The 23208-nt window shown below is 62.5% G+C and carries 18 protein-coding genes; 15 read left to right on the plus strand and 3 right to left on the minus strand.

Features of this window, described 5'->3' with window-relative positions:
• The first annotated feature begins 1 nt into the window (after nt 1).
• From tssF to NKH02_RS01140, 13 genes are all read left to right on the plus strand, one after another.
• Nucleotides 2-1876 carry a type VI secretion system baseplate subunit TssF gene (gene tssF / locus NKH02_RS01080; protein ID WP_352875708.1) on the plus strand — a complete coding sequence of 625 codons (1875 nt, stop codon included), beginning with the start codon at nt 2-4 and terminating at the stop codon, nt 1874-1876.
• Nucleotides 1840-2907 carry a type VI secretion system baseplate subunit TssG gene (tssG, locus tag NKH02_RS01085; protein WP_352875709.1) on the plus strand — a complete coding sequence of 356 codons (1068 nt, stop codon included), beginning with the start codon at nt 1840-1842 and terminating at the stop codon, nt 2905-2907. Before tssF ends, tssG begins: the two co-directional genes overlap by 37 nt.
• Complete coding sequence (tagH, locus tag NKH02_RS01090) at nt 2904-4376, plus strand: type VI secretion system-associated FHA domain protein TagH (RefSeq protein WP_352875710.1); 1473 nt, start codon at nt 2904-2906, stop codon at nt 4374-4376. The genes tssG and tagH (NKH02_RS01090) overlap by 4 nt, the downstream gene beginning before the upstream one ends.
• 3 nt (nt 4377-4379) lie before the next feature.
• Nucleotides 4380-4832, plus strand: a complete 453-nt coding sequence (tssJ, locus tag NKH02_RS01095; RefSeq protein ID WP_352875711.1) for a type VI secretion system lipoprotein TssJ — start codon at nt 4380-4382, stop codon at nt 4830-4832.
• Between the two features lie 39 nt (nt 4833-4871).
• Nucleotides 4872-6206: a type VI secretion system baseplate subunit TssK gene (tssK, locus tag NKH02_RS01100; RefSeq protein ID WP_352875713.1), complete on the plus strand. Its 1335-nt coding sequence runs from the start codon at nt 4872-4874 to the stop codon at nt 6204-6206.
• A gap of 4 nt (nt 6207-6210) precedes the next feature.
• A complete protein-coding gene (icmH, locus tag NKH02_RS01105; protein WP_352875714.1) occupies nt 6211-7533 on the plus strand; it encodes a type IVB secretion system protein IcmH/DotU in 1323 nt (440 codons plus the stop codon).
• A 1-nt stretch (nt 7534) separates the two neighbouring features.
• Complete coding sequence (gene tssM / locus NKH02_RS01110) at nt 7535-11071, plus strand: type VI secretion system membrane subunit TssM (protein WP_352875715.1); 3537 nt, start codon at nt 7535-7537, stop codon at nt 11069-11071.
• Complete coding sequence (gene tagF / locus NKH02_RS01115; RefSeq protein WP_352875716.1) at nt 11053-11595, plus strand: type VI secretion system-associated protein TagF; 543 nt, start codon at nt 11053-11055, stop codon at nt 11593-11595. The genes tssM and tagF overlap by 19 nt, the downstream gene beginning before the upstream one ends.
• A gap of 117 nt (nt 11596-11712) precedes the next feature.
• Nucleotides 11713-12771: a DUF2169 family type VI secretion system accessory protein gene (locus NKH02_RS01120; RefSeq protein WP_352875717.1), complete on the plus strand. Its 1059-nt coding sequence runs from the start codon at nt 11713-11715 to the stop codon at nt 12769-12771.
• Nucleotides 12768-13823 carry a beta-ketoacyl synthase N-terminal-like domain-containing protein gene (locus tag NKH02_RS01125; protein ID WP_352875718.1) on the plus strand — a complete coding sequence of 352 codons (1056 nt, stop codon included), beginning with the start codon at nt 12768-12770 and terminating at the stop codon, nt 13821-13823. Before NKH02_RS01120 ends, NKH02_RS01125 begins: the two co-directional genes overlap by 4 nt.
• A complete protein-coding gene (locus NKH02_RS01130) occupies nt 13823-14758 on the plus strand; it encodes a DUF4150 domain-containing protein (RefSeq protein WP_352875719.1) in 936 nt (311 codons plus the stop codon). Before NKH02_RS01125 ends, NKH02_RS01130 begins: the two co-directional genes overlap by 1 nt.
• Nucleotides 14752-15285, plus strand: coding sequence for an SMI1/KNR4 family protein (locus NKH02_RS01135; RefSeq protein WP_224660830.1), 534 nt, complete (start codon nt 14752-14754; stop codon nt 15283-15285). The genes NKH02_RS01130 and NKH02_RS01135 overlap by 7 nt, the downstream gene beginning before the upstream one ends.
• A gap of 2 nt (nt 15286-15287) precedes the next feature.
• Nucleotides 15288-16274: a type VI immunity family protein gene (locus NKH02_RS01140; protein ID WP_352875721.1), complete on the plus strand. Its 987-nt coding sequence runs from the start codon at nt 15288-15290 to the stop codon at nt 16272-16274.
• Here NKH02_RS01140 and NKH02_RS01145 read toward each other — a convergent pair.
• The 3 genes from NKH02_RS01145 to NKH02_RS01155 are packed head-to-tail and all read right to left on the minus strand — an operon-like array spanning nt 16261 to nt 20093.
• Nucleotides 16261-17328, minus strand: a complete 1068-nt coding sequence (locus tag NKH02_RS01145) for a HEAT repeat domain-containing protein (protein ID WP_352875722.1) — start codon at nt 17326-17328, stop codon at nt 16261-16263. The two genes, NKH02_RS01140 and NKH02_RS01145, sit on opposite strands and share 14 nt — an antisense overlap.
• Nucleotides 17328-17756, minus strand: coding sequence for a DUF6484 domain-containing protein (locus NKH02_RS01150; RefSeq protein WP_352875723.1), 429 nt, complete (start codon nt 17754-17756; stop codon nt 17328-17330). Before NKH02_RS01150 ends, NKH02_RS01145 begins: the two co-directional genes overlap by 1 nt.
• Nucleotides 17757-17765: 9 nt before the next feature.
• Nucleotides 17766-20093, minus strand: coding sequence for a type VI secretion system Vgr family protein (locus NKH02_RS01155; protein WP_352875724.1), 2328 nt, complete (start codon nt 20091-20093; stop codon nt 17766-17768).
• A 249-nt stretch (nt 20094-20342) separates the two neighbouring features.
• Between NKH02_RS01155 and tagH (NKH02_RS01160) the strand changes: the two genes are divergently transcribed.
• Nucleotides 20343-21395, plus strand: a complete 1053-nt coding sequence (gene tagH, locus NKH02_RS01160) for a type VI secretion system-associated FHA domain protein TagH (protein ID WP_352875725.1) — start codon at nt 20343-20345, stop codon at nt 21393-21395.
• Between the two features lie 301 nt (nt 21396-21696).
• A complete protein-coding gene (tssL, locus tag NKH02_RS01165; protein ID WP_352875726.1) occupies nt 21697-23205 on the plus strand; it encodes a type VI secretion system protein TssL, long form in 1509 nt (502 codons plus the stop codon).
• The last annotated feature ends 3 nt before the right edge of the window (nt 23206-23208 follow it).

Genomic DNA, 23208 nt, shown 5'->3' on the forward strand with positions numbered 1-23208 from the left:
GATGGATCGGGTTTTCGTGGAATACTACGAGGAGGAACTGACCCATATCCGTGCGCTGGCTGCGGAATTCGCCGACATGCATCCGGCGGTGGCGCGCAACCTGTCGCTCGACACGGTCCCGTGTCCGGATCCGTATGTCGAGCGGCTGCTTGACGGCGTCGCTTTCCTCGCCGCGCGCACCCGGCTGAAGGTCGATGCGGAACGCTCGCGGTTTTCACGCAGCGTGCTGGACGTCCTCTATCCCGATCTGGTCACGCCGGCGCCGGCAACGGCGATGGTGGTGCTGAAACCCGGCCAGCAGGTCCAGACGATGGTTGCCGGCCATGTCGTCAAGCGCAATACCCGGCTGGTTTCCGGCCTGCAGCCCGGCCTGTCGACGCGCTGCACCTTCACCACCGCCCAGGACATCACGCTGTGGCCGATAGCGGTCACTTCGGTAAGCTATTTTCAAGATCGCAGCGCGCTGGCGGCGGCCGGCATAGCGCCGATCGGCGGTGTTGGTGGCGAGGCGGCACTCCGCATCGTGCTGGCTCGGACCGGAAAAGGCAGGCTCGACGAGCTGTCGCTCGACCGGCTTGATCTCTACTTTGCCGGGCGCGCCAAGGCACCCCTGCTGTTCGACGCGATTTTCGGCGCCTGCTCGGCCGTTGGCGCACGCGCGGAAGGCAAGACCAATCCGCTATCGCCCTTGCCGGAACCCGAAATGATCGGCATCAGCGACGAAGAGTCCCTGATGCCTCGTACCCGTCCGACATTCGAGGGGTACCGTCTGCTGCGCGAATATTTCATGATGCCCGAGCGCTTTCACTATGCGCGGGTTTCCGGGCTGCGGCCCGTCGTGCGCCGATGCGCGACGGGGCTGGAGATCATCTTCATGTTCAGGCGTCCAGTACCTGAACTTGCCGACCTGACGCCGGCTGATTTTGAACTTTTCGCGACGCCGATCATCAATCTCTTCGAACGTGAGTGCAACGTCATCGAGCTCGATCCGCGCAAGACGCGCCAGGTGCTGCATGCCGACCGAACACGGGCGCGCGACTTTGAAATCTACCGGGTCATCCGCGTCGAGGACGCCGACACCGGGGGCGGCGATGCCGAAATTCCAGAGCTCTTCAGCCTGGGTCAGAATCGCGGCGGCGGCTGGGTCTATTCCACCGAGCGGCGCCCGCGCCGCGCGACGGAAGAGGAGCGGCGCGACGGTCTGACCCGCACCTCTTACACAGGGGACGATGTTTTCCTGGCGATTTCCCGCCCGGTGGAAAGTCAGGCGAACCGGCCGCTGAAGCGTGTCGACATCGTGGCACTTTGTACCAACCGCGATCTGCCGATCCTCGACGACAATCCTACCTTGACGCTGGAGGCCGGCGATCCGGTCGAGACGGTGCGGCTTCTCGGCGCGCTGCGTCCGCCTCGCCCGGCCATCCCCGCGGCGCTGCCTTCGGGCGCGGCGGGCGAATCCCGCGCCGACAATCTCGCCTGGCGGCTCGTGGCGCAGCTGGCGCTCAACTTTCTCAGCCTCGCCAAGGAAGGTCGCGGCGTCGATCCGCTGCATGCGCTGCTTGATCTTTATGCCGACCGGGGAGATCCGAGCCTTGCCCGCAACGTGCATTCGATCGTTCGCATAGACTCGCGGTCCGTGATCGAACGGCTGCAGATCGACGGGCCAATGTGCTTTGGACGCGGCACGGAAGTGACATTGCACGTGGACCAGTCGGTTCTGGCAGGGCAAAGCACATTGCTGCTTTCGGCCTTGCTGGCGCGGCTGTTTGCCCGTCATGCCGGAATAAACGGCTTTGTGCGAACCCGCACGCGGCTGCTGCAGAAGCAGGAGGATGTGCCATGGCCGATGACGCCCGGCAATCGCTACCTGATCTAGACACGGTCGACCCGAACCAGGCCGAGGGGCTGTCCGAGACGTTCGACTTCTTCGAGCTGTTGCGCCGGCTCGAACGGCGGGGTGGGCTGTTCGGCTATTCCGGCCCGCCGGCACGCGAGCCGGCAAGGCTCGGACAGCACGTGCGTCTGAGTTTTTCGGCCAGAGACGTGGTTGAATTCCGCGAAGCGAACGACAAGGCTCCAGCCAGGGTCACGGTCGCAAATCTCGGCCTGATGGGACCTGAAGGCCCCATGCCGCTGCATTTGACGCGCTGGGTGCTCGATCGCCTGTCCCAGCGCTGGTTTACTGGCGCTGACGCGCAGCAGACCAGTGACACGACATTCGTGGACTTCGTCAACATTCTGCAGCACCGCATGATCGCCCTGTATTATCGGGCGTGGGCGGATGCGCATCCGGCGGTACAGGTCGAACGCGCGGTCGGTGGACGCGTTCGCGCCATGCTTGAAGCCATGGCCGGAATCGGACTTCCCGGCACCCAGAACACCGATCTCGATACGGTGAAGCTTCGCCAGGCGGCTTCGCTGGCCAGCCAGGTCGACGGCCCGGAACGGCTGACGCTGTTCCTGGCGGAAGCGTTCAAGGTGCCGGTTCAGATCAAGGAGTTCATCGCCGCCTGGATAACCATACCAACCGGGCTCCAGACCCGCCTTGCCAAAGCCTATGCAGGGCTCGGCCGGGGGGCGACGATCGGCCCACGTGTTTTCAACCGCCAAAGCAGGATTGAACTGCGTGTGGGCCCGTTGGGGTACGAGGAGTTCAAGGCGTTCCTGCCTGGCGGCCAGCGGCTCAAACTGTTCAAGCAAGCCGTTCGCGACATGGTCGGGGAATCGCTCGACGTCGACCTGCGCATCGTGCTTGCGCGTGAAGCGGTGCCGCCGCCGCGTATCGGAGCGGTACAGCTCGGCCGGACCGCCTGGCTTGCGCGGTCCGCTGAAAGGGGCGATGCTGACGACATGCGGCTGCGGACAATCGTCGGATGGCGGCCCGAAATGGCGGAGGTCGCGGCATGAGTCTGCTGCTGACGCTGGAGCAAGGGCCACGCACCCAGGCGGTACGGCAAGCCCGGCTGGATGAGGGTGAGCTGGTGATCGGCCGCAGCACGGATGCAGGCTGGCAGATCGACGATCCCGACATGTTCGTTTCGCGGGCTCATTGCAAGATTTCGGGCGGACGAGATGGGTATTTCGTCACCGACACGTCGAGCAGCGGATTGTTCATAAACGACTCCGACAGCCCTCTGGGGGCCGGCAAGTCGACGCGCCTTCTAAGCGGCATGCGGCTGAGACTGGGCGACTACGTCGTACATGTCGACCTGCAGACGCCAACCGCCCGGACACCCGCAGCCGGTCAGCCGATCCCGGAACGCCCACCGCCGGCATCCCAGGCGCCGGCGAGCATCAGCAGCGATGACTTCTTTTCCGCCAAGGTCGAAGAAGAGCCCCGACGGCCACGTCCGGCCGATCTGCCGAACCCGTTCGAGCAGCCGGTTGCGGGCGCGTTCGAGCGTGCTGCCTCCAGCCAGCGCAGTTCGCCTGCTTTCGATGACCCGTTCAGCCTCGATCCGGTTTCAACGCCTGTGTCGAAAGACACCGGCCCTCATCTCGAACCGGGCGTCGCGGCGAGCCAGACGGACCCATTCAGCCTCGACCCAATGCCGTCCCTTAGCCGCGGAGCCCAACTCGCTCAGGGAAAGCCGTCCGATTTCAACGATGATTTTGGTTTCGGACCAGCCGCGGCGCCCGGTTCGGCAAATGGCATCGGCTCGACCGGGCAACGCGAACGCATCGCCCAACGATCACAATCCGCCAATCCCTGGGACTTGCCAGTACAAGCGGCTGATGTCCCGTCTCCGGCGCGGGCAGGCGCCGCTCCCAAATCCGCCCGCCTGCCTGCGGCGGCGCAACTGGGGGACATGGCGCTTCGCTCCGCATTCCTGCACGGCATGGGCGTCGAGGAAGCCGATTTCCCAGGGCGCGACAGCATCGCGGAGATGGAGAAGTTTGGTCGCGAATACCGGCTGATGATGGAAGGCCTGATGCAGCTTCTGCGCAAGCGGGCCGAGGAGAAGGGAAACGCGCGCGTCGCCCAAACCATGGTCGGGGCTTCCGAGGTCAATCCGCTCAAGTTTCTACCGACGGTCGACGACGCCATCGTCACGCTTATCGCCGAGCGCAGTCCCGGATTTCTCGCTGGCGAAGCGGCGATCGCCGACGCGATTCGCGATCTCGCTCAACATCACGTGCGCGCCTGGCGAGGCGTACAGGGCGCCTTGCGGCGGATGATCGACCGTTTTGACCCGGCAGCGATCGAGGAAGAGCTGAAATCGAATTCCGCGATCGGCACCCTGCTTTCGGGGGGGCGCGGCGCCAAGCTGTGGGAGCTTTACCGGAAACGCCACCGTGAAATCGCCGAGAGCGCGGAAAAAAGCTTCCTGGGTGAAATCGGCGCTGATTTTCGGGATGCATATGAGGAGGAGTGAGACATGATCGATCGACGCGAATTTGTCGTTGCCCTGGGCGCGACCGGACTGCTTACGGCTTGCCAGAGTGGACCGCCAAAACCATCCGTGATCACCGTCAAACTGACCGGCGGGGCCGGCATGAACCCTGGACCAGGTGGCGGCGACCGGCCGGTGACGGTCCTCGTGATGCGGCTGCGCAGTACCGGGAAATTCAATTCCGCCGATTATTTCGCGCTGCAGGGGGATGCCGGCTCGGCACTCGCAGGCGACCTCATCGGATCGGACCAGATCGCCGTGGGACCGGGAAAGACCGCGTCCAAGACCATCACGGTCGAGCCGGACGCGACGGCGCTGGGCTTCGTTGCGCTGATCCGCGAGCCCGGCGGCCGGAACTGGCGGACAACCAAGTCGGTGTCGGCGGGATCACAATTCACGGTCAACGTCACGCTTGGCAGCGGCGGCATTTCCGCCTAGCGGCCAGGGCAAGGGGAGCTCGATGCAGAGAGTGGCGGCATGAGCGATGCAAACAGAGTGCTGTGGTCGGAAGGTCTTTTCCTGCGGACCCAGCATTTCCAGCAGCAGGATCGCTTTTTCGAGGCGACAGTGCGCGGCGCGTTGCAGGCCGGGCAACTGCATACGTTCGGCTTTCAGCAGCTGACGCTGGATCAGGCATTGCTGGAGGCCGGCCAGATCTCGATCCAGTCGGCGCGGGGCATCTTTCCGGACGGGACACCCTTCTCCATTCCAGACATGATGGACGCGCCGCGGCCGCTGCCGGTCACCCCAGACACGGGCGCCGGACCGGTGCTGGTCGCCTTGCCGCTGGAGCCTCCCGGCGGTGTCGGCTTCGATCCGGCACATGCCGCCGCTTCAGGAGCACGATATCATGGGCGGATCGTTTCCGTGCGTGACGCCGTCCAGGGCGGATCAGATCCTGAAGAAATCGAAATTGCCCGTCCGCAAGCGCTGCTGCTGGCGCCCGGCAAGTCGGTCGGCGGCTACACAGCCTTGCCGATAGCCGACCTCAAGGGGATTCGAGCCGACGGCGGTGTCTCTCTGGACGAGACCTTCCTGCCGCCGACATTGGTTACCGGCGCGGTGGCCTGGTATCGGCAATTGCTTCTGGAAGTCGTCACCGGCCTCGACCAGATCGCCGAGGCACATGGCAAAATGGTCATGGGTGGGCCTGGGCGCAGCGTCGAAGATCTGCTGATGCTCAATCTCGCCAATGCGGCGCGTCCGCGGCTCGCGCACATGCTGGCGCAAGATGTCTTCCATCCGGCCGAGCTTTACCTGGAGCTTGCAGGGCTCGCCGGTTCGATGGCGACATACGGATCGAGCGCGCGGCGGCTGGGCGAATTGCCCGCTTACGATCATATGGCGCCCGGCCCCGCCTATTCGGCGCTGGCGGATGCGTTGCGTTCGCTCATCCTCAGCCTGCGTTACATCGAACCGAAATCGCGTGCGCTGCCTGTCATGCGGCATTCGACCAATGTCTGGAAAATCCGCATCGACAACCCGAAGCTGCTGGTGGCCAGCCGGATCGTCATCCGGGTCGGTTCGGAGCTGTCGGAGGACGCGCTGCGCAAGATATTCGTCAACCAGGCGACGGTCGGCTCGGCCGACCAGTTCGAGGGCCTGTGGAAATCGCGTTTGCCCGGTATTCCGCTGAAACCGCTTCATTCCCAACCGCGCGAGATCCCCTACGATGGCGATCGGCTATGCCTCGAGCTGGACCAGAAAAGCGAGCATTGGGCGTCGCTGCTTGATGCTCCCGGCTTCGTCATCGGGGTTTCGGGCGTCTTGCCAAGCGAGCCGCAGGTGGACTGCTATTCGGTGAACAGGTGAGATCATGAGCCGCGATGATCCTTTCGGACTGTCGGAGGATCGCGAACGCACTCGCATACGATTGACCGGCGCGCCGATGCCGCGGCCGATGGCGCCGCTCTTGCCGGGCGCGGCGGTAAAGCGGTCTCGCACCCACCCGAACGCGCTTGTCAACGCATTCGCGCCCCTGCTCGAATTCGCTCCCGAGCTTGAAAGCGCGCTGCCGCCGGAGAACCCGGAAGCGCTGCGCACCCGGCTGCTCGAAGAGCTGGTTCGGGCACGCGACACGGCAATGTCGACGGGGTCCTCGATGGAGCGGGCCGACCAGGCAGCCTGGGTCGTGGCGGCGTTGCTCGACGATCTGGCCCTGAACACGCCATGGGGCGGAGCCAGCGCCTGGCCGCGGCAGCCGCTTGTGGTCATGCTGCGCGGCGACGTCGATGCCGGCACGCAGTTCTTCACGCGCCTCGACGAACTGGAGCGCCATCCCAACCGCGATCGCGAATTGCTGGAACTGCAGTATGATTGCATGGCGCTCGGTTTTCGCGGCAAATATCGCGTGCCTGGGCGGTCAGGCGACCGCTCGCTCAATGCCGTACGCGTGGCGGCGGCCCGCTTCCTGCGCGATGCCGACGCCGAAGGGGCGCCGCTTTCGCCAAACTGGAAGGGCGTGATCGCATCCGACGAGCCGCAGCGCTTCACCGTTCCGATCTGGGTCATGGCGCTCGGTGCGGCGGTTGTTGCCACGGCAATCCATATCGGGCTCTCGATGGGACTGAGCAGCCAGGCGGTCGAGCTTTCCGCACTTGTTCGCGCGTTGCCGCCGCCTACGCGAGGCGACATCAGCCGTACGTCGCCCAAGGTCGATGCCCCGCCGCCGGAGAAAGTCGATTTTGCGCTGCTGCCGGAATTTCAGGCCGGGGCCCCGGCCGGCCTCAAATCCGCCCTCAGCGGCACCGAGAGCGTCTCGCTGGCCAAGCTGATCATCCAGGCCTCCGACCCAGAACTGTTCCAGTCGTCGCGGCCACAACTAACCGAAGGCTTCGAACCCCTGATCGGTTCGATCGCCAAGGTGATCCTCGCCAATCAGGAGCTGATCGGGAACATCACGGTGGTCGGTCACACGGACAGCGTTCCTCTGCAGAAGACCAATCCGCTGTCGACCAACCAGCGGCTGTCCGAGGCTCGCGCCCAGACGATTGCGGACATGCTGGTCCAAAACGGAGTGCCACGGGACCGCGTCCATTCCGAGGGGCGCGCGGCCACCGATCCAGTGGCCGACGACAGCACGCGCCAGGGGCGAGCCTTGAACCGCCGCGTCGAGGTACTTGTCGAAAAGAGGCTGTGAGATGTTCATCCTGCGCTTCCTCTGGGCGGTTCTGACATCGCGCTGGCTGTGGACGCTGATCGGCATCACACTGCTTTCCCTGGTCATCTGGGTGTTCGGTCCGATCGTCAGGGTCGGTCCCTACGAACCGTTCGCCTCCGAGAACGTGCGCATCGTCATCATCGCGCTGCTGGTCATCTTCTGGCTGATCTGGCTGATCGTCGCTCAGCGCCGGGCGATCCGCGCCAACCGCATGTTCGTCGCGGAGATTGCCGCGCCGGTGGTGGAAAAGCCGCTCAGCCCCGGCGAAGAGAACGTTGCCGTCGTGGGTGCCAAGTTCGCCGAGGTGATGGCCGAACTGAAGCGCCGGAAGCTCGGCGGGCGCAAGTTTCTGCGCGAGATGCCCTGGTACGTGATCGTCGGGCCGCCGGCTACCGGCAAGACCACGGCCTTGCGGCAGTCCGGACTGAATTTTCCGATCGACCTCACCGATGACCTGCAAGGTGTCGGTGGCACGCGCAACTGCGACTGGTTCTTTTCCGAGAACGCGGTTCTGATCGATACCGCTGGCCGCTATGTCCAGCAGGAGAGCCAACCCGACGTCGACGCGGCGGAATGGCTGGGCTTCCTCGACCTTTTGAAGAAGCATCGCGGCCGCCGCGCGCTCAACGGCGTGATCGTCGCGCTTTCGATCGACGTGCTTTCGGAGGGCGACGAAGCCATCAAAGCACACGGCCGCAAGATCCGCCGCCGGTTGGCCGAGCTCAACGACCGGCTCGAAATCCGCCTTCCGGTCTATCTGATGCTCACCAAGGCCGATCTGATCAAGGGTTTCGAGGCTTTCTTCGGCGGCTTGTCGACGGCTTCGCGCGAGCAGGTATGGGGAACGACCTTCGCATTGGATGCACGTGTGGACGCCAAGACCATCGAACGTGAAATTTCGACGCTGGCGACAGAACTCGAGCGCCGGCTGGTGCCGCGCCTGGAGGATGAGGACAAACTCGCCGCCCGTGCCGAGATTTTCAGATTTCCCGCCCAGTTGTCCAGCCTGTCCGAACCGATCCAGGTGCTGGTCGAGGCAATGTTCGGCGAAAGCCGGTATGAAGAGGCCGCATGGCTGCGCGGTCTCTATCTGACATCGGCGACCCAGGAAGGGGCACCCATCGACCGGCTGACTGCGGCGCTTTCGTCGTCCTTCGGCCTCCCACCACGGCGGGCCCTGCCCGTGCAAAGGGTGGAGAAACGCAGCTTCTTCCTGAAGAACCTGCTCACCGAAGTCATCTTCAGGGAAGCAGGCCTCGGCACCTTCGACCCGCTGGCGCAACGCCGCCGCGCCTGGATCTGGCGAGGTGCGGCGGCTGCATGCGCGGCGGCGGCCTTGCTGGCCGGCGGACTGTTCACCTGGTCCTATTTTGACAACCGCAACGCAATTACGGCCCAGGCGAGCCAGTTCGAGGCCCTGCAAACGCCTCTGACCTCTGCTGCCGCAAACCCGGCATCGGTGGAGCAACCGGCCATGGACGGGGCGCTCGAGGCGATGGACGCGGTCGTAAATGGCCGGACACCACCGCCGGGCGCTCCCCAGGATCTGCTGGGTCCATCGGCCTCGGCGGAACTGGTGCGGGCACAGGCGGACACGTACGATCATGCTCTGCGCAATGTTCTCGAGCCACGGATGGTCGCACTGCTCGAGGCGACCATGTGGCGGCAGATCCGCGATCCGGATTTCATGCTCGGCGCTCTGAAGACCTATCGCATGATGACGGGTCTTTCGCAGATGGATCCAGATTTCGCCCAGAACTGGTGGGTGAACAGCCTGCCCGAATTCGCTACCGCGGCACCATTTCCAACCGCCGACGCCGAAGAGCATCAGCTTGCCGCCATCCGCCGGATGGCGGTCGACGAAAGCTATATCGCGCCTGACCAAGCCCTGGTTGCCGAAGCGCTGAAAACAGTGTGCACGATTTCGCTGCCGGCGCGCGCCTACAAGCAGTTGCTGGCCGATCCGGCGGTGGCTGGGCTCAAGGAATGGATCCCAGCGAATTTCGCCGGCCCCAACGGCGCCAAGGTTTTCGCGCGTCGCTCCGACAAGACGCTTCGCGTCGGCATTTCGGGGGCGTTTACCTATGCAGGCTTCCATGACGCCGTTCTAGACCGTATCGAGGACGTGGCGGCACAAGCGGCGCTGGATCGGGCGGTCTTCGCCGGCGGCTGCGCCGAGAACTCCGAAACCTCCGTATCGGCACTGTCGGAGGATATCCTGAAGCTCTATTACGACGACTATATCGCGCAGTGGGACAGCTTCCTGCGCGATATGAGGCTGGCGCCGTTGACCGATCTCAATGTCGCCAGTGAGAATCTGAAGGATCTCTCCAGCGCCGATTCAGCGCTGAAACGCCTGCTCACCGCGGTCGTTCAGGAGACCGAACTTACCCGGTCCGATGAGGCGCCGGTCGACGACAAGGCTGCGGCCAAGGGCGGCTCGAAACTGCTCGGCAAACTCGGCAAGCTTGGCAAGATCGTGAAAACGGGAGCAAAGCTGCTTCCACGCGCGGGCTCAGCCGACGAGGTGGATCTTACCGGCAATCTGGTGGCCGAGCACTTCAAGCCACTCAAGGGTGCAATCGCCGAGGTCGACGGCCAGCCACCGGCGCTCGACGCCGCGGTGGTGGCTCTGACGGCGCTGTCCAACGTGCTGCAGACGGTCACTGCCAATCCCGACCCCCAGGACGCCATCAAGAAGCAGGGCGGCCTCGCCGAACTGACGGGGGCGGTCGCCAGGCAAGCGCAGATCCTGCCCGATCCGATCGACGACTGGCTCGGCGGTGTCGCCGGCGACACCAGCGGGTTGACGCAAAAGGCGGTCACCTCGGAGCTCAATGCCATCTGGCGCGCCGACATCCTGCCTTTCTGCCAAGCGGCGCTCAACGACCGTTATCCGTTCAGTCCCGAAAGCGCGGTGGACGTCAATGTCCGCGATTTCGCCCGCCTGTTCGGCCCGGCGGGTCTGATCGATGCCTTCATCAACGACCATTTGATCAGCTATGTAGACACGGCCAGCCAGCCATGGAAATGGCGTGCCGACTTTGGCCTCGACCCTTCGGCGCTTGCCGCGTTCGAGCAGGCCAGGCGGATCCGCGACGATCTCTTTCCCGGTGGCACGGGCCCGGTGATGAGCTTCACGCTCGAACCGAAAGACCTGTCTCCGAACGTCACGCGCGTGACGCTCAATCTCGATGGCCAGACCCTCGTCTACTTCAACAACGCGACGCGGCCGCAACCGATGACCTGGCCCGGCAAGGACGGCACCGGGGTCATCTCGCTCGCCTTCCAGCCCATCGACGGCTCACCTGAAATCATGCTCAACGAGACCGGCAGCTGGGCGTGGCTGAGGATGCTGCGCAGCGGCCGTTTCACCGGGACCTCGCTGTCCGATGTCTACAGCCTGCGCCTGGGGACCAAAGCCGTGTACGCCGATTTCGAGCTCAAGGCCGCCAGCGTCGAAAACCCCTACAATCTGCAAATGTTCAAGAAATTCTCATGTCCACCGCAGATATGACTGCGCCCGGCTTTTACGGAAAGATGCCCGCCACTGGCGATTTCGTCGCGCGGCGGCTGCCGGGAGACTTTGTTCGCGGCTGGGACCGCTGGCTGGCGCAGCACATCGTTCCGCTGGTCGGCTCGGAATTTTGGCCAAGCACAACCGCGCTGCGTTTCCTGGCCGGCCCGGCTTCCTTCGGCGCATCGGCAGGCATCATTTTGCAGAGTGCCGACAGAGTTGGCAGGCAATTCCCTTTGAGCGTCGTCGCGCAGCTTGCTGAAGCCCCGGTTCGGCTGGCCGATGCCGAGGCGTGGTTTGCCGGGATCGAAGAAGCGGCCATCGCCGCCCAGCACGGCGAGCTGACGCCGGACGAACTGGATACAGTATTGAGCGGACTGCCGGTGCCTCCTGTCGAGGTGGACGACGAGGTCATCAGCGGCATGGTGATGTGGACTGCCCGTTCGGACATTTTCGACATCGATCCACAAGCGCCGCAAGCGACGCTGGAGCAAATCCTTGCCGCCAATTGGGAGACCAGCTGATGGGGGCGAATTCGACGATGTGTAAAACCCGGCACGGACGCAGACCCGATCGATAGTTATTTCCAGGGCAGTCAAGGCCCGCTGTTTCATCATCGCGTAAAGGATGCGTGGTTTCGAATGTGGATATTGTCCAACGAGACGCCATTCGCCGCCCAGGAAAGCTGGACGCGTGACGAGCGCGGGCACGAGATCTGGCTGATTGCGATCAAGGCGTCTTTCGAGATCGATGCCGACGGCAAGCAGCGGCTCTTGAAGGACCAGACACCGGTCAATCTGGCGCCTGTATATGGCGCGGACCCGAATGAGCTTCTCGACGAGACGGACCTCAACCTGGAAAAGAAACATACCGACATTCTGGTCGACGGACATGTCTATGCGCCCGGCGGGCGTCCGGGCATCGAGAGCGCCGCGCGCATGAAAGTCGGCGACGTGGACAAGACCGTCAATGTGGTGGGAGACCGTGTGTTCATGCCCGGCGCGGTGTCGGTCCGGATGAGCCGAGCCGAACCCTTCACCAAAATGCCCATTAGCTGGCGCCGGACCTACGGCGGCACGGATATGGAGGCTTCGAAGCCGGACTGGGACCAGCGCAATCCGATCGGTAGGGGATTTGCAGTCGACCCGCAGCGGCTGGTCAGCAAAACCGGACCAAACTTTGAGTATCCCGACGCTCCCTATCGCGACCACAGAAGCGGCAAACCGGCAGGTTTTGGGCCAGTGGCACGACACTGGCAGCCGCGTATGAAGTATGCCGGTACTTATGGTGATGACTGGGAGAAAACGCGCGATCCGCTTTTGCCCCGCGATTTCAGCCGCATGTATTACCAATGTGCGCCAGAGGACCAACAAACCAAGACGCCGCTCATCGGCTATGAGGATGTGCGGCTAGGTAACTTCACCGAGAATGGTTTTTGGCAGTTCCTTCTGCCGCGGATCACCTTCGAAATTACAACGCAGTTCTACAATCGTCCGGATCGCGAAAACGGTGAAGCCACTATCCATACGCTGCGCATCAAACCTGACCTCAGGCAGTTCTCGATCACGTGGATGTCGACCCTGGCAGTGCCTTACGACGAGGAGCGCCTGAAGATGACTACCCTCAGGGTGCGTGAGCGTACCGGCATTTCGCCAACAATCGCGGCGACCGGGATCTGGCTAGCGGACGAAGACGAATGATGGTCAAGGGAGACACGATTGTCGTCGTGGGCGTGGGGGCGCGTACACCACTGGGTTTCGACGCGACCTCAAGTGCTGCGGCAGTCCGCGCCGGAATTTCCGCCATTCAGGACCATCCCTATATGATCGACCGGTTCGGCGAGCGGATGAAGGTAACTCGCGATACTGGCGTAGACGTCGATCTGCGCGGACCTGACCGGGCTGTTGAGATTGCAGTATCGCCGGCCATTCAAGCGCTAGGGCCGCTTGTGGGATCGGGCCGTGCCGAGGTTACGCTCATCCTGTCGACAGGTGAGTCCCGGCCTGGTCAGCCGGATGGTTTCGCCGCGCAAGTCGATACGCGGCTCCGTAAGCGGTTGGCGCAGCATGTCGCTCTGACAGGTGGGGGCTCGACCGCGGGCGGCCATGCCGGAGGCTTGCTCGCGATCTATCACGCTTGCAAGTCGTTGCGCGAAGGCAGGGCTAAATTCTGCCTCGCTGGTGGCGTCGATACATATCTCGAACCCGAAACATTGGAGTGGCTTGACGAAAACGAGCAGCTTCATTCGGAGGGCAATATCTATGGCTTCTGTCCAGGCGAGGCGGCGGGGTTTACCCTGCTGACGACGCTGGCCACGGCGCGTGCCTCTGGGCTTCACCCGCTGCTCGAAATCGTCGGCTCCTCGATTGCGAGTGAGGAAAACAGGATCAAGACCGAGACGGTGGTATTGGGCGAAGGCCTTGGCGCGGCCTTCCGTTTTCTGTTCCAAGATGGGCCGATCGATCCGGTCGATCGCATCATCTGCGACATGAACGGTGAACGCTATCGCGGCAACGAGTATGGTTTCGCGGTTATCCGCAACCCCGGGCACTTCAAGGATGCAGCGGATTTCGAGACGCCAGCCGACTGTTGGGGCGATGTCGGCGCTGCGTCCGGTCCGCTGTTCGTGAGCTTGATAACCGAGGCCGAAGCGCGCAACTACCAGAATGGGCCGCTGTCGCTGATCTGGGCTAGTTCCGAAAAAGGCTCCCGCGCCGCCGTGCTGCTGGGTGGACCAAGGAGAGCCGCCTGATGCCCAGTCATATCGTCGTCAACAGCCTCGGCCTGACCTACAAGGGTACAATCGGCATTTCGATCGCGACGATTCCCGATGTCTGTAAGACGCCGACCCCCGGTGGCCCGGTGCCGTTACCTTACCCCAACTTCGCGAACCAGGGAACGCTGAAGGATGGAACGACGACCGTCTTTGCCAAGGGCGGCAAGATGATCGCCATCAAGGGCTCGCAATACGGAATGAGCACCGGCGACGAACCGGGCACGGTTGGTGGCGTGAAGTCCAACGTGTTCAAGAAGGCGACGGATTGGATCACCTATTCCTTCGACGTGAAGATGGATGGCAAGAACGCCTGCCGCCACACTGATAAGAAGTTTCATAACGACAAGAACACGGTCGATCTGGGCGGCAATCTGGACCCATCGACCTGGACTGACGACGATGGCAATTTATGCCTCGATTGCGCGAACGCAAGCTATGATGGCGAGGAACTCAGCAAGTGCCAGAAGGAAGAAATCTGCGGAAAGATCGCGAACTACGACGACGCAGTGAAAGGCAAGGGCAGCAGGACAGTCAAAAAGGCTGGAAAAGCATATAAGGCCAACCGCACAGCGGGTAACAATGCGTGCAAATCGATCAACCGCTACGCACGTGACGATCGGGGCGCCGGCGGCGTGGGGAAGCCGGAAGACATGGGTTTCCATCCCATGTCGAAGAAGTGTGCCGAGGAGACGCTTGCAGACGCGAAGGCAAACGACTTCAAGGGCTACAGCCCGGATCACATGATCGAGATCCAGCATAACGGGCTTCCGACCAGCACTAGCAATTTGGTTTGGATGTCGCAGGGAGCCAACGAATGGACGGGTACCTGCATGAGGCAGTTAAAAACCAGCGGACCGAACAAGCACACTGGGGTCAAGGGAACCTGCTGTAAAGGAGATCAGAAATGCTGACGCTGCCCGAACTCATTGAACAGTTCCAACAACGAAGCAAGGAATACGATCTTCTGGCCCTCGACGAGAACTTGAGCGACCCGCCCAATCCGCCGGCTACGGAGCAGGACATTCGGCGTTTCGAGAAGGAGATCGGCTATGTCCTGCCCGAGGACTATCGCGCCTTCCTGCTTCTGCACGATGGGTGGCCCGGGTTTGAGGGCGATGCGCCACTGCTCGGCATAGGCAATCGCAATAATCCGGAGACGGTCAAGATACTGCGCGGACGTTCGGGCCTTTTCGATCAGTTCAGTGACGAGAATCCGATCAAGTCCGGCGCGCTGCCGATCCTGATCGCGCCGGGCGTCGACGACATGCTGTTCTATTTCCCGAAGGGGCCCGACGCCGGAAAGTTCGTGTCGTACGACAACGTCGATCGGGAAGACGTGTTCGACACATTCGCGGATTTCCTGCGTGATCGCATAGACACGCTCGACTACCTGATCCGGCAGGAAAAGGAGGGCGTCGATCCGGGCGAGGAAGATTAGCGATGTCGGAGACCCTGCTCGACCTTCAGCGCAAGATTGCGGACAATCTAGTCAGGATCGCGTTCGAGGTGACGGTGTATCCGTGGCGTGTGACCGTCCCGAACTTCGAGCGGATCGTCAGGATATTTCTCGCCTTCTGTCCGCCGGAACAGCTCAAGTTCTTCAGGATCTCGGAGCTTCCTGTCTGGTCTCGGCTTTCTGAGCCGGCCCTTACCCGTTCCGGACGTGAGGCGCAGGCGGACGGCACGCCGATGCCATTCTTCGAGCCGGTGCGAAAGCGGATCCGGGAAGACCGTGCCTTTGTCGCCCGGTTGTGGGACGGCCGTGAGATCGACGACCCACTTGGATCGTGGAGTCTGACAATCGTCCGTGAGAAGTATGCCGGTGAAGGCCTTTTTTCCTATGCTCGGGTCTTGGTTCCACTGGAATCCGACCCCAACGTGCTCGTCGCCCTGGCGAGGCAGTTCGCCGAAGAAATCGAATTGCTGAGCGGGCACGGCGGGCCGGTCTTTGGTTTCAATCCGGTGTTGCCCTATGCCGCCTTTACCAAGATTTATACCCACTCGCGCAGATATCTGGGCATCGACATCGACATGCTGGACATGTGTCCGAGGCACATGAAGCATCGGCTGAAGTCGCCGTGCTGGATAAATCTCATCGGTCACGAGTTCACCTCAACCAACGATCTGCCTTTGTCTCGTGGCGCCAGTTTCCAGGAATCCGGGATTCGTTCGACCCGGCAACGATTCGCGGACGTTCATGTGATCGGCAACAGGCCCGTGCCGCTCGATGTCAATAGGCAGGCGGAGGGCGCTTCCGGCTATCGCGCCTATGGGGAGGCCATTTCAGACTTCGTGCTGTCCGAGGCCGATACGGGTCCGCTCGACGGCGAGGGGTTTTTCAACAACCCGGGCACAACGGACGACTGGCTGCATCGCTTTGGCAGGGCTTCGGCCTGGGTGCCGGACGGCATATTCAAGACAGGATAGAACCCCACCCCTTCACCTTCTCCGCCACTGGCACCTTCACGCCAAAATCCCCAAAGTGCTCCTCGAAGGCCGGGCCAAGCTCAGCCGGGTCGAGCGTGAACAGCCCGTCCACACTGCGCACTTCCGGGAAGGTTTCCAGGAGCGCACCACCCGCCGCCACGGCAAGTGCAGGCGTGCGCATCTGATGCATCAGCCAGTGCAGGATCGTGCGGTCGCCCAGCATGCCCGCTCCGCGCACGGCGAGCGGCGCGGTCTCGGGTGATTTGAGCAAGCCGCCCATGAAGGCGCGTACCTCCGCTTCGGGCCCGGCCTTGACCAGTGCTCTGAGTGCCGCAAGCGCATCTGGTCCATTCGCCAGCACCTGTCTCTTCAGTTCCGGTTGCGCCAGATCGCCCGAGCCAAGCTCGTTGAGCGACCAGGCGCTCCATATCCGCACCCGTTCATGGTCCGCCTCAAGCGCTTCGGACATCTCTTGCACGAGGTCTGCCCGCCTCAATGTTCCGGCAAGGCGCAGGCTTGTGGCGCGCACGCGGACGTCGGGATCGCGAACAAGGCGGCCGAGCATCTGCTTTGGATCGACTCGATGTTCCAGGCAGGCGGACACGCCGAGAAATCGCTTGAAGGCATCCGGGGAGCCGATCCAATCGCGCACCAGCGGGGCGATCGTCTTTGCCTTGTGCCATGCCAGCGCGCCGATCAGGCCGTAGGCGTCGTCTTCGGATGTGCGGGCCATCTCTACCGCCTCGGCAATTTGGGAGCTGTCACCCTGCTCGATCGCCATCCATCCATAGAGGAACAATTCGCCCTTTTCTGGGAAGTCCTCATACGCCGCCACTACAAACGGCCAAGCGGCCGGTCCAGCGATACGCAGACCATCCAGGTTGGCTTCCAAGCGCCAGTCGATGCCGGCGACCACATGAAGATCCGGCGGATCATCCTCCATCAGCGTGTCGCGCTGCGCCCAGAAGAACGCGGCCTGCTCGGCGTGCTGTCTGACGACATCCGGTACTATTTGCCGCTGCTCCGGTGCCCCTTCTGGTTTCTGGGCCGCCATCAATTGAGATCGATCGAGCCGCCGCGGATGCGATTGGCGGCGCTCGCCTGGCTGGTGACATAGGTGCCGCGAATGGTGATGCGGCCATCTTTTTCCATGAGGATCGTCGCCTTGCCGCAGCGCAATTCGATGCGCTCTTCGCCGATGATGCGAACGCGCTCGCCGTCGCGCACGATTTGCGGCGCGGCGGTCTTGCGCGCCGGCTCGACAATGCGGCCGACGATCAGCGGCTTCATGGCGTCGCCCTCCTGGAACAGCAAAGCCACCTCGGAGCCGATCATATCGGCCGTCAGTTCGGCCAAGCTGCGCGCCGGCAAGGCTGTCTCTTCCGGATTGCCGGGAAACACCACCAGCGGCGACGCGGCATCGTCGAAACCGAGAAAGATGCCGATCACCACACCGTCAATGCGTTCGCGAACGTCGCTCATCGCTACACCTCAATTCTCGCTGATCTTCGAGCCCTTCATCGTGATGTCGCTGGAAGCCTTGATGCTGATCTTGCCCGACGCCTTAACGGAAATATCCTTGCCCTCGATGCCGATTGTGCCGTCTTTCTTCATCATGATCTTGGCCGAGCCGCATTGGATCAGGATTTCGTCGCCTGCGTCTATCACCAGCTTCTTGCCTACTTTGATCGAGCTATCCTGGCTAATGCTGATCCCACTATCCTTTGCGACGCTGAGCGAATGAGCACCGCCGACACTTGTGGCATCGTCGTCCGCGATGCTGGCGCTGCGCCCGGCGCCGACGCTGAAAGTCTGGCTGCTGCCGGTGGTGACGCTCTGATCGGCGGCGATGTTGACGGTTTGACCCGCACCGATTGTCCAGCTGTCGGCCGCGCCGATGCTGTGAGACTGCGCGGCGCCTACAGTAACGGAGCGCGAGGCGCCAATGGTGTTTGTCTGTACCGCACCCACGCTTCGGGTTTCGGATGCCCCGACGCTGTCGACCCGGGCCGCGCCAACGCTCACTGTCTGGACGATCGCGACGGTCTGTGTGTGATTGGCGCCAATCGTCTCGGTGGAGTTCGAACCGATACTGATCGTCTCGTTCGATCCTACCGTCAGCGAGCGATTGACGCCCACCGTCTCGGTGTCGTTCGAGCCTATATTTGTGGTCTGGTCGACGCCGACCTTGACCGTCTTGTTGTTGCCGACGTCCTCGTCGAGGTTGTGGCCGACGGAATGCTTGGCGTCGTGGTCGATGCGGTCGGACTGGTCGTGCTGCACCAGCTTGGTGCGATCATGCTTGATCAGAAGGTTGTGGTCCTTCTGCGCCTGGAAGTTGACCAGTTCGGAGCCGGCCTTGTCCTCGAACATCAGCTCGTTGTAGCCGCCACCACCGAGCGAGGAGTTCGACTTCCAGCCGGATTGCGTGGCACTCGCCGGCAGGCCGTAGGGCGGCATCTGCGACGCATTGTAGACCCGGCCGGTGATGATCGGCAGGTCCGGGTCGCCTTCGATGAAGTCGACGATCACCTCCTGGCCAATGCGCGGTATCTGGATGAAGCCCCAGCCGCTGCCGGCCCAGGTCTGTGAGACCCGCACGAAACAGGAACTGTTCTCGTCCTTCTTGCCCAGACGGTCCCAATGGAATTGCACCTTCACCCGTGCGTATTTGTCGGTGAATATTTCCTGGCCTGACGGACCGACCACCGTTGCCGTCTGCGGGCCGCGCATGATCGGCCGTGGCGTGATGCGCGGCGGACGATAGGGCAAGGCGGTCGGCGCCACCCCGAGGATCACCTTGAAGTTCTCGCTGTCGACATCCGTATGGCTTCTGTATCCCGGATCGAACAGTCTGTATTCGGCGCTGACCACCAGATACTCCTGGTTCTGATCCTCGCGCGGAAAGCCATCCAGCTTGAAGGTGCAGCCGGAAAACAGGCCGCGCACGGTTCCGACCGCGGCAATGCGCTGGTGGACGGCCTGGATTTCCTCGCGGCGGATCGCGGCCAGATTGTCGCCCCGGCCCACTTCGAGATGCGCGCCGGGCTGGCGGTAATTCTCGCCGGCGGCCAGCTTGTGACTGAACGGCTGGGCCGACTTGGCCATCAGGTCGGCGCCCGGCTTCTTGAAATCGTAATCGGTGTGGGCATAGGCGCCTGGGCGCACTGAACTGCCCGGTATCCATTCGGTGATGTATTCGACATCGCGCCGGGAGCCCTGTCCCTCAAAGTGATAGGGCACTTTCTCGTAGCCCGGCGCCGGCTTCAGCTTGCTCATCGCATCGGTCAGGACAAGCGTATGTTTGCCCTCGTCATGCTCGAAGAAATACAGGATGCCTTCGTGCTCCAGCAGCCGCTGTATGAAATCCAGATCGGTCTCGTCGTACTGCACGCAGTATTCGCGCTGGGGATAGGATCCCTGCAGACGCAGATCGAATTCCGCCGTGCTGTATTTCTTGAAGACGTCCTTGACGATGTCGACGACGCTCTTGTTCTGGAAAATACGGCAATCGGTGGTATTGCCGAGAAACCAGAGCCACGGCCTGACGACCGCCTCGTAGTAGGCCAGCCGGTCTTCGATGCGGGTCAGGCGAAACTCTGAGACGAGGCCGCTGAACCACCGTTTCGGATCGGATTCACCTTCTACCGAAATCACACCCCCCAGCATCTTCAGGGAATCGATATCGGGGCTTGGGCTGACGAATCCGACCGTATAGGCCAAGCAACGGCTGATCTCATCGCGCCCGACAAGATGCGTGAAGGTCAACAGCTCGGCGCCAACCGGTGTCTGAACCACCGTGGCACGTTCGTTCGGCATGGGTCGTGCCCCTCCTGGACGCGGCCGCCGGTGCGGTGGATTTGAAGTCCCTGCCATCCGCTCAGGAACTTTTTGGACCCGCCGCACCAGGCTATGTCGAGCCTACCACATGTTGTCCTGCTGACCAAAGCGGTCGCACAGTGGCTGAACCTTGCCTGTCGATGCGCCGGCTCGAAACGCTGCTGTCCTGTTGTGCCTGCAAACTGCTAGAATGGTGGAGTATCGATCAGTGCTCGACGGCGATCCTAGATGTACATCAGTCTGCAAATCAACAATATCGACGCCTTGCCCGCTGATAACCCGACCGGCTACGCGGCGCGTGATCGCGGCTTCGAAATCGGACGCGATGCTTGTGACTGGACCTTGCCGGACCCCGACAAGTTCATCTCGGGCCGGCACTGCGAAGTTCGATACGAGGCAGGCGCGTTCTGGCTGCACGATGTCTCGCGCAACGGAACCTACATCAACGGATCGAGCCAGCGCATGACCGGCCCGCATCGGCTGAGCCATGGCGACCGGGTGCTGATCGGCCGTTATGTCATCTTCGTATCGATCGACGACGAGCGCGCCACGACCGGTCATCCTCAAGTCCGCCACGGTTCGACACAACGGGAAATGCCGGCCGCGACAGGCCGGCCGCTTGAATTCGCCGCCGAGCCGTTCTTCACTCCGGCGGAGCAACGGTCCGGTCAGCGGGTTCCGGCGTTCTCATCGCAACCGCCTCTCCCCTCGGCAAGAGACGAAGTGCTGCGGGAAATCGCGATCGCGGCCGGCATCTCGCCGGAATTGCTTCAATCGCGCGATCCACATGAAGTTGCCGCCGAAATCGGCGCGGTCCTGCGGACGGTGGTCGAGGAACTGACCTTGCTGCTGAAAGCACGCGCGGCCGCGAAAATGCTGGCCAAGAGCACACAGCGAACGATGATCAGCGCTGCCGACAACAATCCGCTGAAGTTCGTCCCGGGAACCGACGACATCCTCGAAATCATGTTCGCACGGCGCAGAGCCGGCTACCTCGATGCCAGGCACAGTATCGAAGATGCTTTCCGCGATCTCAAGACGCACGAATTCGCGACCTATGCCGCCATGCAAGCCGCGCTGTCGCGATTGCTTGACGACCTGTCTCCCGAAACGATCGGCAAAAAGCTCCCACCGACGTCGTTCTCGTCGAAGAAGAGCCGGGCCTGGGACGCTTTTGTCGCGACATGGCGAACCATGGAGGAAGCCCACGAGAACGGCATGCTGGACATATTCCTGGCCTATTTCAGCGAGGCCTATGCCAAAGCCGACAAGCAAAAATAGACCGTTTCAAGGGAGCCGTGGCGCCGTAGCCGGCGAAGAAAATCTCTTACGCGCTCGGCATAGGTTCCAATCGACGGGTTCTGAGATTACGATCGCATACGACAATTCGCTAAGCGGGTAAGGCTGATCGACCTGGGGGTCTGCGGCAAATGTCATCTTACGGCGGGATAGTAAGTTGTAGCCGACCTTCCTCCGGACACTGCCCTGGCCCGCGGGGCTTGCATTTGCTTTACCTGACCGCGAACCGCTTTGCGCCCGTTTGGCGCAGACGCGGGCGCCGCCCGTGGACGGACGACCTGCAATGAGTTCGAAGGACGATCCTTTCGGCCCGGCGGGCAAGACCGTCATTCGCGCCCCTCCACGGCGTGAGCGAAAACCGGCGCCTATCCCTCAGGAGCCCGTCGCGGATGGCGGGCAGGCCTCGCAAATCAAGGATTCGACCGTGTTCGATCCCGGCGTCGGCCGGCATACACCGCCGGGCTGGACGTCCGGGACCGTGATTTATCAAGGAACTCCTTCCGTCGCGGCGGGAGGCGCTTCGGCGGCGGCGCCGACTTCAGCCCTGCGGCAGGAAACCCTGCTCAATGTCACGGACAGTGTCAGATATTCCGCGGCAAACCCGATCCTTGCGGCAGCCGCACCGTTGCTGATGCTGTTCGGCCAACTCAGGCTTATTCCCGTCGAGAGACAAGCGGAGCCGTTGGCGGAACATGTCACCGAGGCGATTGATAGATTCGACAGGACACTCGAGAAATCAGGTGTTGCCGAAGAGGATGCGCGGATTGCGAAATTTGTCCTCTGCGAAACCGCGGACGATCTCATCGGCAACCTGCCTTGGCCACAAAAAGACGCTTGGGCGCGGCACAGCATGCTGTCGCGGTTCTTTCACGTCGAACCAAGCGGCACCGGCTTTTTCGAAGCGCTTAACAAGATACTGGCCAGCCCGGAGGCGCACCATGATCTGCTCGAACTGATGCATGCCTGCCTGTCGCTGGGGTTCGAGGGCCAGTACCGGGAGGTGACGCACGAAGACAACAATCTCGAGCGCGTTCGACGCGACGTCTACGAGACGCTTCGCTACTTCAGGGCGCGTGCCGGCGAAGACATCTCGCCGCACTGGCAGGGCTTGGCGACGACCATGACGCGGTCGTCGACCCGCCTGCCGCTCTGGGTCGTGGGGGCAGCGGCGTCGGCGCTGCTGACTGCCGCATTCTTCGCGCTGCGGGTCTCTATCACCAACGAAGGCGACGTCGCCGCCGGTGAATTACTGGCGCTCAACCCATCGACACCGATCTCCATCGAGCGCGCCAGCGTGGCGCCATTGGCGGAGCCGGCGAAAGTCATCCCACCCGCCGCCACAACCACGCAGATCGATCGCATCCGTTCGGCACTGGCCAAGGAAGTCAAAGGCGGCGGGCTGACCATCGGCACGACGGGCGACTTCATCGTGGTGGAAATCAACAATCTCCTGCTGTTCCAGTCCGGCAAGGCCGAGGCGAAGCCAGAGTTCCAGCCCATTGCCGCTGATATCGCCGCGGCCCTGGAACCCGAGCCCGGACCAATCAGGATCATCGGCCATACGGATAATGTGAAGCCACGAAAATCGAGCCCGTTCAAATCCAACTTCGACCTTTCCGTCGCCAGGGCGAAGGCTGTCGAAACAATGATGGCGCCGAAGTTCAGCGATCCTTCGCGACTGACGGTCGACGGCAAGGGCGAGGACGAGCCAATCGCCGACAATGCCACGCCGGAAGGCCGCGCCAAGAACCGCCGTGTCGATGTGATGATCGCCAAGGAGGAAACACTGTGAACA

The organism is Mesorhizobium sp. M1396, assembly GCF_040317725.1.
Taxonomy (GTDB): domain Bacteria; phylum Pseudomonadota; class Alphaproteobacteria; order Rhizobiales; family Rhizobiaceae; genus Mesorhizobium.